Origin of the sequence: Candidatus Clostridium eludens, from assembly GCF_045310515.1 — a bacterium.
Classification (GTDB): Bacteria; Bacillota; Clostridia; order Clostridiales; family Clostridiaceae; genus Clostridium_B; species Clostridium_B eludens.
Genome location: NZ_JBJHZX010000001.1, coordinates 223,456 through 238,799, shown reverse-complemented (window position 1 = coordinate 238,799; position 15,344 = coordinate 223,456). Strand labels below are relative to the sequence as shown.

Annotated in this window: 17 protein-coding genes; 14 read left to right on the top strand and 3 right to left on the bottom strand. The window is 29.6% G+C overall.

The annotated features are described in order from the left end of the window. Positions 1 to 346 precede the first annotated feature (346 nt). The 7 genes from ACJDU8_RS01055 to ACJDU8_RS01025 all read left to right on the top strand — a co-directional run bounded on the left by ACJDU8_RS01055 (position 347) and on the right by ACJDU8_RS01025 (position 4,481). The gene (locus ACJDU8_RS01055; protein WP_406790298.1) at positions 347 to 619 is read left to right on the top strand and encodes a hypothetical protein; all 273 of its coding nucleotides are present in this window, start codon (positions 347 to 349) and stop codon (positions 617 to 619) included. A gap of 17 nt (positions 620 to 636) precedes the next feature. Next, the gene (locus ACJDU8_RS01050) at positions 637 to 870 is read left to right on the top strand and encodes a hypothetical protein (RefSeq protein ID WP_406790297.1); all 234 of its coding nucleotides are present in this window, start codon (positions 637 to 639) and stop codon (positions 868 to 870) included. A 12-nt stretch (positions 871 to 882) separates the two neighbouring features. Continuing rightward, positions 883 to 1,011 carry a hypothetical protein gene (locus ACJDU8_RS01045; protein WP_406790296.1) on the top strand — a complete coding sequence of 43 codons (129 nt, stop codon included), beginning with the start codon at positions 883 to 885 and terminating at the stop codon, positions 1,009 to 1,011. 109 nt (positions 1,012 to 1,120) lie between these two features. After that, positions 1,121 to 1,330, top strand: coding sequence for a hypothetical protein (locus ACJDU8_RS01040; protein ID WP_406790295.1), 210 nt, complete (start codon positions 1,121 to 1,123; stop codon positions 1,328 to 1,330). Positions 1,331 to 1,342: 12 nt separating this feature from the next. Continuing rightward, positions 1,343 to 1,681, top strand: coding sequence for a hypothetical protein (locus ACJDU8_RS01035; protein ID WP_406790294.1), 339 nt, complete (start codon positions 1,343 to 1,345; stop codon positions 1,679 to 1,681). Positions 1,682 to 1,954: 273 nt separating this feature from the next. Further along, on the top strand, positions 1,955 to 2,428 hold the full coding sequence (locus ACJDU8_RS01030; RefSeq protein ID WP_406790293.1) for a transposase: 474 nt from the start codon (positions 1,955 to 1,957) through the stop codon (positions 2,426 to 2,428). Between the two features lie 1,093 nt (positions 2,429 to 3,521). Continuing rightward, positions 3,522 to 4,481: an HNH endonuclease gene (locus ACJDU8_RS01025; RefSeq protein WP_406790292.1), complete on the top strand. Its 960-nt coding sequence runs from the start codon at positions 3,522 to 3,524 to the stop codon at positions 4,479 to 4,481. Positions 4,482 to 4,677: 196 nt separating this feature from the next. On the opposite strand, the gene ACJDU8_RS01020 is transcribed toward ACJDU8_RS01025, so the two are convergent. Further along, positions 4,678 to 5,580: an AbiTii domain-containing protein gene (locus ACJDU8_RS01020; RefSeq protein ID WP_406790291.1), complete on the bottom strand. Its 903-nt coding sequence runs from the start codon at positions 5,578 to 5,580 to the stop codon at positions 4,678 to 4,680. 695 nt (positions 5,581 to 6,275) lie between these two features. On the opposite strand from ACJDU8_RS01020, the gene ACJDU8_RS01015 reads away from it, so the two are divergent. From ACJDU8_RS01015 to ACJDU8_RS01005, 3 genes are read left to right on the top strand one after another with little or no spacing between them, the layout of a single operon-like run. Beyond that, positions 6,276 to 6,836: a hypothetical protein gene (locus ACJDU8_RS01015; protein ID WP_406790290.1), complete on the top strand. Its 561-nt coding sequence runs from the start codon at positions 6,276 to 6,278 to the stop codon at positions 6,834 to 6,836. A gap of 2 nt (positions 6,837 to 6,838) precedes the next feature. Beyond that, complete coding sequence (locus tag ACJDU8_RS01010) at positions 6,839 to 7,264, top strand: hypothetical protein (protein ID WP_406790289.1); 426 nt, start codon at positions 6,839 to 6,841, stop codon at positions 7,262 to 7,264. 4 nt (positions 7,265 to 7,268) lie between these two features. After that, the gene (locus ACJDU8_RS01005) at positions 7,269 to 8,027 is read left to right on the top strand and encodes a hypothetical protein (RefSeq protein ID WP_406790288.1); all 759 of its coding nucleotides are present in this window, start codon (positions 7,269 to 7,271) and stop codon (positions 8,025 to 8,027) included. A gap of 554 nt (positions 8,028 to 8,581) precedes the next feature. Here the strand turns inward: ACJDU8_RS01005 and ACJDU8_RS01000 are convergent. Next, entirely contained in the window at positions 8,582 to 8,746 is a 165-nt protein-coding gene (locus ACJDU8_RS01000; RefSeq protein ID WP_406790362.1) for a tyrosine-type recombinase/integrase, read from the bottom strand. A gap of 651 nt (positions 8,747 to 9,397) precedes the next feature. On the opposite strand from ACJDU8_RS01000, the gene ACJDU8_RS00995 reads away from it, so the two are divergent. From ACJDU8_RS00995 to ACJDU8_RS00985, 3 genes are all read left to right on the top strand, one after another. Continuing rightward, positions 9,398 to 10,318 (top strand): S1C family serine protease, encoded by a 921-nt coding sequence (locus ACJDU8_RS00995; protein WP_406790287.1) that lies wholly within the window; start codon positions 9,398 to 9,400, stop codon positions 10,316 to 10,318. A 618-nt stretch (positions 10,319 to 10,936) separates the two neighbouring features. Beyond that, a complete protein-coding gene (locus ACJDU8_RS00990) occupies positions 10,937 to 11,782 on the top strand; it encodes an FRG domain-containing protein (protein WP_406790286.1) in 846 nt (281 codons plus the stop codon). Between the two features lie 293 nt (positions 11,783 to 12,075). After that, positions 12,076 to 12,732: a nitroreductase family protein gene (locus ACJDU8_RS00985; RefSeq protein WP_406790285.1), complete on the top strand. Its 657-nt coding sequence runs from the start codon at positions 12,076 to 12,078 to the stop codon at positions 12,730 to 12,732. 456 nt (positions 12,733 to 13,188) lie between these two features. On the opposite strand, the gene ACJDU8_RS00975 is transcribed toward ACJDU8_RS00985, so the two are convergent. Beyond that, positions 13,189 to 14,742, bottom strand: coding sequence for a potassium channel family protein (locus ACJDU8_RS00975; protein WP_406790284.1), 1,554 nt, complete (start codon positions 14,740 to 14,742; stop codon positions 13,189 to 13,191). Positions 14,743 to 15,062: 320 nt separating this feature from the next. Between ACJDU8_RS00975 and ACJDU8_RS00970 the strand changes: the two genes are divergently transcribed. Continuing rightward, the gene (locus ACJDU8_RS00970; RefSeq protein ID WP_406790283.1) at positions 15,063 to 15,248 is read left to right on the top strand and encodes a hypothetical protein; all 186 of its coding nucleotides are present in this window, start codon (positions 15,063 to 15,065) and stop codon (positions 15,246 to 15,248) included. The last annotated feature ends 96 nt before the right edge of the window (positions 15,249 to 15,344 follow it).

Here is a 15,344-nt window from a genome sequence, read left to right as displayed (position 1 = left end):
TATTCAGTAACTTCAAAAGAAAATCAGGGTGGATTTAAAGGAAATCAATACGCAAGTGCAGTTAACCAGAAATCTGGTAAATACCAAAATCCCATAATCACTGGCAGAGAACTAGCCCAAATAGCTGGAGTATCAAATAATACTATCCATAAAGTTAAGGTTAAGGAAAAGCAGAGAGCCCATGCGGGAACGGTTCCATGGAAAAAAAGGTTGTCAGAAATCTGACAAGGTTTTTGTTCGAATAGACACTAAAAAAGGACTAGCCAAAATAGCAGGGGTATCACATAACACTATTCACAAGGTTAAGGTTATTGAAGATAAGGGAAGCGAGTAAAGGAGTGTTTTCATGAAAGCAATTAGTAATGAAATGATAAAAGATACAGTTGACCAGGCATTCGTTGAAAAGATAGTATCTTTTAGTGAAATTGACATATATAAAGCTACTTCTGGAATGCCAAAAGAAGGAGTGAGACTTTTAGTTTTCATTAATCATTTAATCTTAGAATGGATTAAAGAAGTTGTAAATGGAGAACAGGAGCTTGTCACACCGGAGACTAAAATCAGAATTATCGAAGAGATATTCAATGCTATGGATAAATACATGGATGGAGAATCATAAATCAGGAGGGGTTATTGGTGGGAAAAATTACATGTAAATCTTTTAGATACAAGGGTAAAAGAATTATACTTCTAGAAGATGAACTAGGCTCTCTATCAGGATTTAGATTAAAAGAGTATGGAACTATAGTTATATTTATAAATAAGAATTTATCAGGTAACAATAGGAGCTTAGAATTTCATAGATTTATTACTGGCAAAGGGTTAAGAAATATTAAGTTTCAAGAAAGAAAAATAGAATTAGATATGTAGGGGTTATAAACTGTGATTAAATTAAAAGCTTCACATTATACAGAGCAGGAAAAGGACAAGTTATTATTACTTATAAAAAGTGCTTTTGGTTTAAGAAAGAACCGAAAATATATAAAAAAGAAGGTCCACATAAATACATAAAAATGGACCTGTTAAATAAATAATAATTTGCTTACCAAAGGAAGTAAGCCTTAACTCGCAACTAAAGTTTACTTCCTAAATAAGCTGTATGTCAAGGGAGGTTATTGAATTGAATAAAAAATATGAAAAGGCAATAAGTAAACAAGAATATTATTTCGAGTACATTGGTGATTTAGTTGCTATAATTCAGAAATCCCAGCCAGAACATTTTGGAGTTTCTTCTTTAGTTATAAATTGCTTTAATTATGGAGTTATGATAGGTAAAAGCCTGGAAAGAAAAAGACGTAGAATGGGAAAAGTTAAATACAACCATAGGTAGGGTGATATTATAATGAGTAATAAAGTAGGACGCCCACGTAAGATTAGTGATAGCCTTTTTAAAAGGTATCAAATGATATATCCTGATATAAAAACTAGAAGGGGCATATTAAACAAGCACTATGAAGTCACAGCTTATGCAGTAGTTAAAGAAATGGAAGATGTTAAGTTTCTTGTAGATTCTGATGGGCAGATACTGAAAGAGACAATTTTAATTGAACTTGGAAGGATTGAAAATGAGGAAGACATAAAAATTATAGCCAGGTATATATGTGATACCGCTAAAAGTAGGAGATTAACAGCCCACCAATGGGTAAATTTTATAAGACTTGTAAGGCTCTCAAAAAAATGAATTTAAGAAACGGTTTCCTAAATTATTATATATTTAAATAATGATTGAAGCATTAATATTATTAGATTTATAGAAGCAGTTTTATGGTATAATAAAGCTAAAGATAAATATTGAAAGTAGCTTGCATTCCATGTGTAGAAGCTGATATTTAGGTATGGAGAGATTAATGAATCCATTATTGGATTGCTTTCCATGCTTTTTATTTTTAATTCTTTCGCGATAAACTATTAGATTGAATATTAAGGATTAGTACTGAAGGCAGGTGATGAGTTCATGAGAAAGTCAAAATGGGATACCGTAAAAGATAAATTGATATTAGTTGAAGGCTGGTCCAGAGATGGACTCACTGATGAACAAATAGCAAAGAATTTAGGTATTCATGCTGCTACATTATATGAATATAAAAAGAGGTATTCCGAGTTTTCCGAGGCCTTAAAAAAGGGCAAAGAGGTAATTGACTTTGAAGTTGAAAATGCTCTCTTAAAAAGAGCTTTAGGATACTCATACACAGAAGTTATTAGAGAAAGAGTAATAAGAAAAGATAAAAATGGAAAGGTATTAACTGATATACACGGCTTTCCAGCTTATGATATGGTGATAACAAAAGAAGTTAAAAAAGAAATTGCGCCGGATACTACAGCTCTAATATTTTGGTTAAAAAATAGAAAACCTGATAAGTGGAGAGATAAGCAGGACATAGAGCATACTGGAAACATAGGCATAAAAAGACTTGAAGATTTCTTTTAAATGAGAAAGTTTATTTTTCATAAATTCATGAGGGGTGTTCATTTTACTACATTTACGTAAGCTTGTGTAGTTATAAATGGCAACGGTGGTTCTAAGGAGGATATTGATTTTACTACATACGGACAAGCTAGGACGATTGTAAATGACGTTGGCGATTCCAAGAAAAATATTTTTAATTTGTCACTTCACATTTCTGTGAAATGACACAGTATAAATAAATATAGTAACTGCATGAAGCGAATATTTTAGAGATATCTTATTATTTCAAAAGGTAAATACAATGACAACTGGAATAATACGGTATTAAATATATGATGTGATACAATATTTAATATTGGCTTGCATATTCAAACAGTATTTTATAGGAGATAATTTAAATTAATTTTAGACATAAAAAATAAGTGCCTCATGACAAGCACCTATTTTTTCATATTGGTTTTCATAAATATTTTCTTATGGGGGAATGTTTTGTTATTTTACATTGTATTTATCTTTTGTATTATTAACTAATATCAATAGTATTATGCAAATACTCGGTTTAATTTTTTATAACAAAAGGCACCTAGCTTTTAACTAGATGCTTTGCACAACATATAATACTAATTTTATTTGCAGTTTCCCTTATTGGAGCCTCATTTACAGGTGTTCATATATATATTATATACTTAAAAGGAGTATTAAAGGAGTATTTGGAATGAGATACTTTATACATATATAATCGTGCCTATTTTTAAAAAGTTTCACCAGTAATTTTATCCAATTCATAACACAGATGATGGTATTATACTTGTAAATGTCCACGAAATCACATATTCAAATGTCACGAGCACTTATCTTATCAAATTAAACCTATTTATCAGTAGTTATTTATTCTTTTTAGTGTTTGTTAAATCAAATGGTTTATGGACACTGTATTTTTACTTCACTTAATAAATGAAAAAATCATAAATATAATAAATTATTCTTTGGAGATTGAATAATATGGTGTATCATATAATTAATGTTAATCAATACGACATGGTAAATTGTCATGAAGAGTTATATAGGTGAATATTAAAACACTGTGATTAAATTTAGTATGAGGTGGGAGTTTATGAAGTGCATAATATGCAAAAATGAAAGGACTGTTGACATATTCTCTGAAGAACACGTTTTCCCTGATTCTATTGGAGGAACATTGATAATTAAATGCGTCTGCAAAGAATGTAATGATAAGTTAGGCAGTAGTGTCGATAACCATTTGGTTAATCATTTTCTTATTCAAGCTCAACGGCAACTTTTAAAAATTCGTGGAAAGACAGGAAAAATTCCTAATCCACTAGAGAAAGCGAGGTTATCTAGTGATCTAAGCCAAGAAGTAAGATATTATTTCGATAAAACCGGAGTACCAAAAGGGTTATATATTGTTCCAAAAATTAGAAGGACTATTAATGATGATGGAATGGAGTCAGTAAACATTAAGATTGACAAAAAAGATAAGGATAAGTTGCCTAGTATTATAAATAAAATGCGCCAGAGAAAAGGGTTACCTAAGTTAACAAGGGATGAAATTGAGAAGCAAATTCAAGAAGGGTTTGATCCTTCCCCTAGAATTACTTTAAAGCATGAAATAGATATAATACAGTTCAGACGTGCGATTTTAAAAATAGCATATGAATTGGCATACTATTGGCTAGGACAAGGTTATCTAGAGGATAAGGATGGAGAAATGATCAGAAAATGCATGTTAGACAATAATTTGCAAGATGAATTTTATTTACAGTATCCAATAAAAGGTTCAATTGATGTTATTGGAAAGCGAAGCAGATACCCAATGTGGGATAACGAGCCTTACTGTCATATTGCATTCCTAATGAAAGTTGATGAAAAAATTTGGTGCTATGTTAGAGTTTTTCATACATTTGAGGGACTAATAGAGGTAAGTAATAATGCATCAAGGTATCTAAATTATTGTGATAAATTTATAAGTATTAATCCTTTAACGGGAACAAAGAGAGAGTCCGATTTAAGTGAAGAATTTTATAGAATTTATAGAAACGAAAAGAAAATTTGAGGTCAAGTTGTAACATTTTAGAATGTTATACGTATTTTAATATATTTTCAATTATTCTAAAGTAGTATCCTGTAGAAAATAAAAAATGTATCATAAATAATCGTTTTTGATACATTTTTCGATATGAAGTTTATAAAAACATATTTAAATATTATGGATACCGTATTTTTACAAAAGATCATTTACAACAAAGAATTTACTTTTGTATAAATAATCCAAGCTCATATATAAGCCCTGAAGCAAATATACCACCAGCAACACCTTCAAGAATATTTCTTACTGTTCTTAGGCATTCAAAAATAATTGCTTTATTTGGGTTTGGTAATTTAGCTTGTTCTTCAACTGTCTGAATTTGAGTTTCTATTTCTTTTTTATCTAAGGGTTGCAACTTAACTTGTCCGATATTTTCTTTAAACATCTGTATCAACTCATTTAATTTTTCTATGTTCATATCTTGATTATTCATTACTTGTGTTGAATGTTGAGAATTCTGCTGAAATTGAGAACTTATTACGGGACCATGAAAATGATTCTCCGTATAATTTTTTTTCCGTGCTATGCTCTTTTCTTTATCATTGAAAGTCATCCCTTCACCCATAATACCATCCTCCTCTAACTTTAATGACCAATTAAGTACAATATTTCTAACTGATTCAATAATTGATTCTAATTGTGTCCTACTTATAAATAATTCATACTTTGTATCGAAACCAAACCAATCTGATAATAATTTTCTACGTTCATTATTAATTCTCAATGTTATATATTGCGAATGTGCTTTTGATAAATTTTCTAAATTTGTTATTGGATCACGAATTTTTTGAATATTAATTAGTTCTGCAATTTGTGTATTATCCATAATTGTTGGTATCCATCCTCTAAATGGGTTAAATGCTTTTAATTCACACGTAATTTGTCGATAATCAGGAATTTCTTCATCCCTACAATTATATCCGTTCATTTCAGAATTAAGCCATTTTTCAAATTCACAAATTTGTAGTTTTTTTGCAACTACATAAGATTTCCTTATCAGTGTTGAAATACTTGACTTATCATTATAAGCTTCTTTTTGAAGTTCTAGAACAATTGAATTTTTCATTTTCAACCTCCTCATTCTATAGAATAATGTCTGCTTTAATTGTCATAAAAGTATATAAGCATATTTTTTCATACAATCTATATGGAATATTGTAACATATTTAAGTATTTAAAACATTTTATAAATTATATAATTGGTTTGCTTATAGTCAAAAGATACACCACTAAATAAGGATTGCATATCACATTATGTATTTTTTTCATAACAGGATACTGTATAACTGGCGAGAGTGAAAAACGACTTCCACCTGCCCATTCTTTTGCACTATAAAATAGTAATTGAATCCTTTTAGTCATAATCGGCTTGCTTATAGCTTTGAGAGGACATTTTACCTCTTTTTTATTTTTTAAACTAAATACCGTTAGCGTAGTTCAAATGTGGATATGTTATTGTTTTTCATAGGGAAGACTATAAAATTATGATGTGAATAACATAAGTAAAGTTTAGAACAGTAAATTTGGTTCAAGTTTTATTTCTTTAACTTGTATCATTTTATAAATAAATATAGTAGAAAATCACACACAAATTATATGAAATGATCTCACTCTTAGGTAATTGATAGCAAAATAGATACAATAGAGTATTTCAAAGTATTTTAATATATGTTAAAATATGTTAATAGGTGAAAATAGACAATAAGGGTGGGGTATGTTAATATGTATACAAATAAATATATTTTTTTCATAGGTGATTTTATGATAACAAAAACATTGATTAATCCAATAGTAATAGAACAACAGTGTGTTAATGAAGAACGTGATCAAATAAAAAAATTTTATAGATGGTTTGATAAAGAGTACAATGATGATTTTAAGGAAGTAGAAATTAAAAATTTTGAAAACTTAATGTATGAATATAGCAGAGTATTTGAAGAAAAAGAGGAATATAAAAAAAGTATTTATAATATGTTATTAAAAATTATTTTAGACAAACTACATAGAGAAAAGTTAGAAGTATATTTAACTTCTACAAAGAAGCAACATAATATTTTATCACAAAAAGATGAGGAAAATACAGAAGAACAAGAATTGATTTTTTATGATGATATGTTAGGGTGGTATGAAGGTATCTCACCAGAATTAATGGATGCAATCGATTCTTTGTACAAGCATCAAAAGCAAGAAAGGGAAAGAAAATATAAGACCGATATAATAGTAGAAAACTATGAAATAAAATTGGAGCAAGGAGTTGATTATAAGGTGGATATTATCCTTAGATATTATACTGAAAAAGATGTAATAGACAGGAGAGATTAAATATGAGCAAGAGTGTTAATAATGTATTTAAAGTAGAAGGCCTAAATTTAAAGGATTTAGAAGTACATAGTTATTTTGATGAAATTAAAAAAGAAAAGATGGTATTATCTCTAAAATTGGGTATAGATATAGATGAAAATAAAATTAAAAAAAAGTATTATAAAAGTTATAAGATAAAGTTTACTTTAGACATTCTTTGTGGTGGCAAAGAAGATGAAAAGGAAAGTTTTAAAGAAAGTTTTATAGAGATTAATGCTATATATGATATGAATTTGGTTCAAATAGATAAAGAATACGCATTTCAAGTAAATGATGATAAAAAATTAAAAGGTTTTGTTCAAATGGTTGTATGGCCTTATTTTAGAGAAATAACATCTAATGTAACATCAAGAATGGGAATTCCTTCCATAGAGATTCCTATAAGGTAAGTTTATGAGTATTATTATAAGTGGAGACAAGCTAAATGAGCCCAAATGTTCATGTGATGCAACAGTTTGTGAACTTTTTAATTTAATAATGCAAAATTATAATTTAATTGGAATAATAGTTGATATGATTTCTAGTAAAAGAAAGAAAATGGAATTGGATGAAAATAAACGTTATTTAGATGTAACTATAGAAAAATTAGTCTCTATATTTAAAATAACCCATGAAGAAGCTTCAGAATTTAAAAAGTTATGGAATAATTTTTATGAAAAATGCAAAACTGGGAAGGTTGAAACAGGTATTTTACTTGAGATGGTGATTGATAAGATAGGACCATTTTATTATAAATCGTATAAATACATAAATAAGTGTATAGATGCAATGGTATATTATGATGATGGAGAATATCTCATGAAATTAGATGGAAAAAACTTTGATATAGTTTTTTTTGATGACTATTGTTTAAAAGATAATGACAATCTTGTAGAGATCAAAGAGGCAGAAATGCATGAATGTAAACATGATGTATCATCTTTTTTACCGGAAGAAAATATACCCCCCAAGACTCTTAAGAAATTAGATTTTATTAGAAAAGTTTATAATACAATTGATGATGATACAATAAAATTTTTTATTCCAACATTTATGAAAGGAACATATCAAGAACAAAATATTCTTAATAATAAAGAATTACAATTCATTAAAATAATTAATGGAAATGAAATAATATCTCATATAAGAAGAATGAAAATTCATAAAAAATAATTATATGGGTAGGGGTATATAAAAAGGCTAAATGTGCCTTTTAAAAAAGGTTTCTAAAGCTCACCTCTACAGGCATTAGAAATAAAGGCTTGCAGAAGGTAGCTGTAGAAATTATAATCAAACCAAAACTGATAAAAAATAAAACCCTGCGCTTAATTTTAAATTTCAAGCTGGAGGGTTTTATTATGTCCAATCCTAAGTAGAACAGCGCATACAGAAGATGAGTTAATCCAGAGTGTGGTTTAGGTAGACAAGGAGCTGCTGGGAAGAATAAAGATGATGTGTAACACAACCGAAAATAAAAAACATATATTTTAGATAATATCAGAATGCATTAAATAAGAAATAAATATTGATATGTAAGGGATTGAGAGAATATATAAAAAGTATAAAGCATAGTGTCCTCATTTCCAGCGTGCCGGGGGTTCAAGTCTCTTTTGATGCACCAAAAACCGTTGAAAACACTAAATTTCAGCGGTTATTATTTTGTCTCAAAATTGAATTTTACCTCTCTTTTTACCTCTTATAGGATTTCATAAAAGAAAAATAGAGGGTTATTCTTTTCTTAGTTCAAACAGCCTAGTGGCAAAGGTATGCCTTAAATCGTGGAATCTTCTATCTGGAAGGTCGATGTTTTCAAGTATTTTCTTTAACCTTTTAAGAATATTGTTGCTATCCAAATGCTTGCCAAACTCATTGTAGAATACAAAGCCTTTTATTGAATGGAACGTTACTAATAAAAGTTGAAAAAGGTACAGTTTCCCCCAATAAACGAATAAAAGTCAATACCGCTATAAGCCTTCATATTACTAGGTTTATAGCGTTTACATCATTTGGAACGCTGCATCCTTTTTTGGAACGGTACTATTCAATGAATACGTTGTATTCATTGATTTATAAGGAATTAGCTAGATTGGAGTAGTGCAATTTTATTTTGTGTGCAATTATATTTTGGAGGTGCTCTAAAAAGAAAGTATCTGGATATTGCGGAATCCATAAAAAGAGAAAAATATATTAATATATGGAGAATATAGATGCCTTAAAAAGGACTTTTCTTTAATCCCATTGTCTGAATTTAAATGTTCTTAAAACTGTCTTATGAATGTTTAAAAGGCTATTGCAATGTATGGCAAATATCAAACAATTGAGCAAAATTGTACGTTTTTTTCTTTAACATTATGTGAAGTATTATATTATAGTCCGTCAAAATGCTGATTTTAGAAAGACCAATACAGCTTACGACTAAAAAAGTGTATTAACATGATTCATTAACAATTATGTCATATATATGTCATACAACTGTAACAAAACAAATTTATGATATAGATATAAAATAACTATATTATATCAATTTTCGAGGAGGGAATTATATGAATGATTTTGATCATAATACTTCAAAAGTAAATGTAAAGTCTAGTTTTAAGGATAAATTTAAAAAACATTCCTCGATGAATAGGGTATTGTCCTACGTAGCAATAGTATTAATAACTAGCTTAGTAGGGAGTGGGCTTTCAATTGCAGCCTTTTTATATGTAGTTCCAAATACAAATTTTTTCAAAAATACGTCACTTTATGGAGAAATTAATTCCCATGTATCTGGAACTTATCTAAATCAATCTTCTACTATAGCCACATCAAATGGAAGAGGACTTACTATAACCCAAATAGCAAAAGAAGTAAGTCCGGCAGTAGTGGGAGTTTCCACCAAGACTACCTCCGACTTTAATGAATCTGGCTTTTTAGGCAACCAAAGTAGTGAAGAAGAAGGAATGGGCTCAGGAGTTATAATAAATCCTGATGGATATATACTTACCAATTACCATGTGGTACAAGGTGCTGAAAGTATAAGTGTAATATTAAACAATAAAAAGCAAGTACCTGCTAAGGTTGTGAATTACGATGCAAATCAGGATTTAGCGGTAATAAAAGTAACCAGTAAAACTACTATGCCAGCTGTAGCAAAGCTTGGAAATTCAGACAATGTCCAGGTAGGCGATCAAGTAATTGCTATCGGTAGTCCTTTGGGCGAAGAACTTTTAGGCTCTGTAACAAGTGGTATTATAAGTGCTACAAAAAGGGAAATTAACACGGGAAACACTACCCAAACATTTTTGCAAACAGATGCAGCTATAAATCCTGGAAATAGTGGAGGAGCTCTAGTAAATTCACTTGGACAGGTAATAGGAATAAATTCCGCTAAAATAAGCCAAGATGAAGTTGAACGCATAGGATTCGCAATTCCAATAAATACTGTAAAATCTAAATTAAATAGTCTATTAAAATCGGTATGAAAAATTGAAATTACAAGCTAAAAAGTAAGTACCTTTCGTAAGGTGCTTATTTTTTATTGCATTGAGTTATTATTAGATTATCAAGAGCAAATACCACTGCTTTAATACTAAATCTTATTGAATTATGGATTACCATAGTGTGACATTCTAACACTTTGCGAGTTTTTCTGAGTTATTGTTTGAAACTCCATAATCTTTAGTTCTTCCACTTTGTTATTGCGCCATCTAGCACTTTTGGCAGCTCTAAAAAAGGGAAAAGAGGAATTGATATAGAGGTAGAGAATGCCTTACTTAAATCAGCTCTAGGCTTTGAATATGAGGAAGAAGTCGTAACCAATAAAGGCAATGTTGTTACTGTTAGAAAATTTGAAAGGCCAAGCGTTGTTGCTCAAATATTCAGGCTAAAGAATAGAAAGCCATCAGTGTGGAGAGATAAACAGGAGCTTGCCGTAAGTAATAATATCATTAATGTTACTTTAGAGGACGATATTCCTTTATTTGAGTTTGAACAATTTGACAAGGAAGTATAAAATTATTATTGAGTGGCTTTTAAATATTAATTTTCAGATATAATTGTTATTGGGTATTCTACACTATGTAAATTGGGAGGTAAAATGCATGAGTGAGGAAAAATTAATAAAATCAGTAGTCTCATTTCAGCAGTATATATTTGACGAATATAAAAAATTGAATCCAAAAGAACTGCTTTTTAGAGGACAGTCTGATAAAGACTGGGAATTAAAACCTTCTATTGATAGAAAAGGATGCTCTTTATTAAAATACGAACCTGAAATGGTAAATGATATGTTAAAGGAACGTCCTGAAGAATTTGAAGGTATTAAGGATAATCTTAATTTACTTGCGAAAATGCAGCATTTTGGATTACCAACCAGACTTTTAGATGTTACTAAAAATCTATTGGTGGCTTTATATTTTGCTTGTCAAGGTAACTTTGAAAAAGATGGCGAAGTTTTTATTTTTACTAAAGTACAAAAATATCCATATAGGGCTACTATTGTTCGTATCATATCATCATGTTATCTATCACATAAGTTGAATTACATTAGTTCATTTCTTGAAGAATTAGTTATCCACAAAATAATAACTGAATTTGAAAAAAACAATTCTCTAAAATACTTATTTCCACAATTAGGCATTTGTGAATTGTTTGTAGAACCTAAAACATTCTCCGAAAGACAAAATAGACAGAGTGCTGCATTTATGCTATGTGAAAATGAAAGATATATAAATAATGATGGAGTTCCAGTATATAAAAACAATATTCTCAATTATAAGAGTTGGCCAGCAGATGATTTAGGTTATAGAATAATAATTGATGGTGAATGTAAAGATAGTATTCTTTGGGAACTAGATAAACTTGGTATTAACGAAAAATTTTTATTTCCTGAACTTGAACATACTGCAAAATATATAAAAAGTGTATATATGCATAAGAATGACTGAATTGGAACTGCTACATGAATGATTAAAAGGTTATCGCAATATGTGGTAAACACTAAAAACAATTGAACAAAGTTGTACATTTTGTTACATGGATTATTATATGGCAAATATCAAAAATACTAGCTTTGCTAAGTGGCTTTTAGATAGTAATGCTAGATACAAAAATGAACCTTAGGGTGGTACAAAAACTAGCATGGGCCTATTAGGCTAAAGGTGAGCTGATGATAGCTTATACTACGATATATTGTTATATATAATTAGGATTTATTTAAAATTATTAGGAGGATGAAAGAATGTATAATGAGTTTAGCGTAGAAGAAAGCAAGATACTGGATAAGATAATTGAGATGAGACGCTCAGTTCGTCTATTTAAAAAAGAATTACCTAGTAAAGAAATAGTGGAGGCTATAGTTAATGCAGGATTATGGGGTCCATATGCAGGACTTGTCGGTCCATTAGATAAAGACTTCAGAAAGTTTTATGTGACTTTAGGCGAAGATGAAAAGTTAATAAAATTAAATGAGATAATAAAAAAATATTTAAAAGGATTCTTAGAAAATTTTGAAAAAGAAATGCAAGAAAATTTGTTTATTAGAGAAAAGGGAAAAAATTATCATAAGGTACTTTCGGGAATGGTACATGGAGGATTACCTGGCTTAATTGAAGCACCTTGTATTATAATTGTTGCAGAAAAGAGGGGGATACCACCTGTTGAAAAACAAAGTTTAGCACACGTAATGGAGAATATGTGGCTTAAAGCAGCTTCTTTAAATCTTGGTTTTAGGTTAATATCTGTTATAGAGGGATTGACTGAGAGTAAAGAGTTTTGTGAGTTATTAGATGTTAACTATGGAGAGTATGCTTTTAATGGATGTATAATAGGATACCCGGAAAATGAACATACTCAGGGAAAAAGACCTATTTTGGAAGATGTAATAACATGGCTATAATAGAGATTTGACTGCCAGAAAATCTGGATTTTTAGGTGGAAATATGGTTTTAGGAAAATAATTGAAGCTTATGAACAGGGCTTAAAGTAAATATAGTAAAGACCTAGTGGGAAAAATCCTGCCAGGTCTTTAGTTGTATTGACTTATATTATTACTAGATTATCAAGAGCAAATACCACTACTTTAATACTTAAATTCTGTTGAATTATAGATTCCTATAATAGTATGATAATCTGATGTTTTGCAGGTTTTCCTACATTGCTGTATAAAATTTCATAATACCTATGGTTCTCCGTCTTATTATTGCACGATCAAGTACTTTCGGCATCCTTAAAAAGAAAATATATCTTTTGGTTTTAAGTCTATAAATAATTTAATATCCTAGAGTTGGTAGACCAAACCCTAGGATATTTTTGTATTCCCTCAAAGTCATAGAAAAGAGTGCTATGTATAATATCATCTTAAAATCTTCCTAGCAAAGGCAACTGTAAAGTATGACATTAGGAATACACCTATAAATGATTCTATGACTGCAACAATTGCAATAAAAAATGATTGTGGCGAAATGTCTCCATATCCTACTGTAAATGATGTAATTGCACTAAAATAAATTGCTATCATAAACCTTTCTAAACATTTTGCTATTGGACCATTTCCAAATTGAAATTTTGATGAATAAATACCTCCTAAAAAGTATATAATCGCAAAGCCAAGGATATTCAGCCATAAAGTATTAAATATTCGTAATGGAGCTGTGGCATATGATCCGATGTAATCAAAAATAAACCATTTAAAAGGATGTGCAATGAAACTTCGTATCCTTTTAAAACCCTTGTCTCCATTTTCATTATGTAATTCCGATTTAGCTTTACACCTCTTGTATTCAACATAGGCTGCGTCTTCATCATCGTATTGGCCTATTTCATTAAAGTTTTCCTTAAGCATAAGAAATTGTTTTGCAATTGTATAATAAGGTAGTTTATGTTCTTTTGCATACTCGTATATTGCTTTTTTTATAGTATCTCTTTCCCAATCAATAAAAATTTGACCAAGGTTCTTTGTATTTTCAAAACAAAGCGAATTAAATTTAGCACCTTGCAAGTCTAATGTTTTTTCTATGATGCAATCTTCTATTACTAATGAATTACATATTTTAAATTTCACATCAACATGCGAACTAAAAATAACATTGTAAAAAATTATCTGTTCTTTAATGGATGAGTTGCCGAAACTTACTTGATTGTTGAATGTTGTGAAAGTAAAGCTTGCTTTCCTCCTAAATTCCATATCACTAAAGATTGCTTCTCCATGAAATTTTGTCAATTCAAAGTCTGCTTCTCTGTTAAATGTTGCTTGCACAAAATTTACTTCTACTATAAATACTGACGCACTAAAGTCTGCTTCTCTGTCAAATGTTGCTTCCATGAAATTTACCTCTCCACCGAATGTTGAATTATTAAAACCTGCTTTTTCACTAAATATTGAATTATTAAAGCTTGCTTGTGATTTGAATTTTGAACTGCTAAAGTTTACTTCTTCACTGAATATTGAGCCCACAAAATTTATTTTTCCACTAAATGTTGCGCAACTAAAGTCTGTATCTCTGTTGAATTCTGCATAACTAAAGTTTGTATCCCCGTTGAATTCTGCTGGACCAAAATCTACTTCTCCGCTGAACGTTGTTCCAAGGAAGTCTGCTTTTTCATTGAACATTACTCCCTTAAAATTCGTTCCTCCATCAAAAAAAGTGTTATTACACGAGACTGAGCTTGTTATACTAACTTTACTTAATACTAGATCCTTCACATAACATCCATCTAGTATTATATCTTTTCCTGTTTTCACATCTTGAATTATCTCATCTGCTGTAATGTATCCATATTTTTGAGTAGTGACGCTTCCATCGTCATCGAGAAATTTAATCTCCACAGAACCATTACGATGTGTTGTTTTGCCATTAAGTGTTTCATTAAATGGCTTATCCTTATGTATTTTCACATCATATTTCATCTATCATCACCCCACGAATGTATAATAAAGGTTTATATTTACTAATATAGAAATTGTAACATGATTTTTGTATTTTCACATTGCTAGAAGTTTTCTGTGGTTATTAGCACTTGGTTATTTCATTTTTAATTTTATTATCTAAGATAAATTTGACGGAGGTTTGTGCTGTAAATCTAGTAAAACCACCGGTCAACGAATTATGTTTAATTATAAGTTCGCTAAATAGTGTTTTAGCGAACTTGTATTGCTTAGAATTTAATACATATTTATATTTAGTATTTATTAAAGTGTGATATAATATTAATAAGGAGGTTGATGTTATGTCAGGTAAACAAATAGGTAGGCCAAGAGCAAAGGAAGAACTAGAAAAGCATACATACGCCCTACCTAGAGATTTAGTTAAAGCTATGAAAAGAAAAGCTGTAGAAGAGGATAAAACTGTAGTGGAAGTTATGAGAGATGTTTTAAGAGCAGGTATAGAACCTAAATATTTTAATGAGTACTAAAAAAGCAAATGGAATGCTAGTGTAAAATAAAAGCAATGGATTTTTATATAAATATTAAAGTATAAATCTTGATATGAAAGATATAAATTCAAGTAA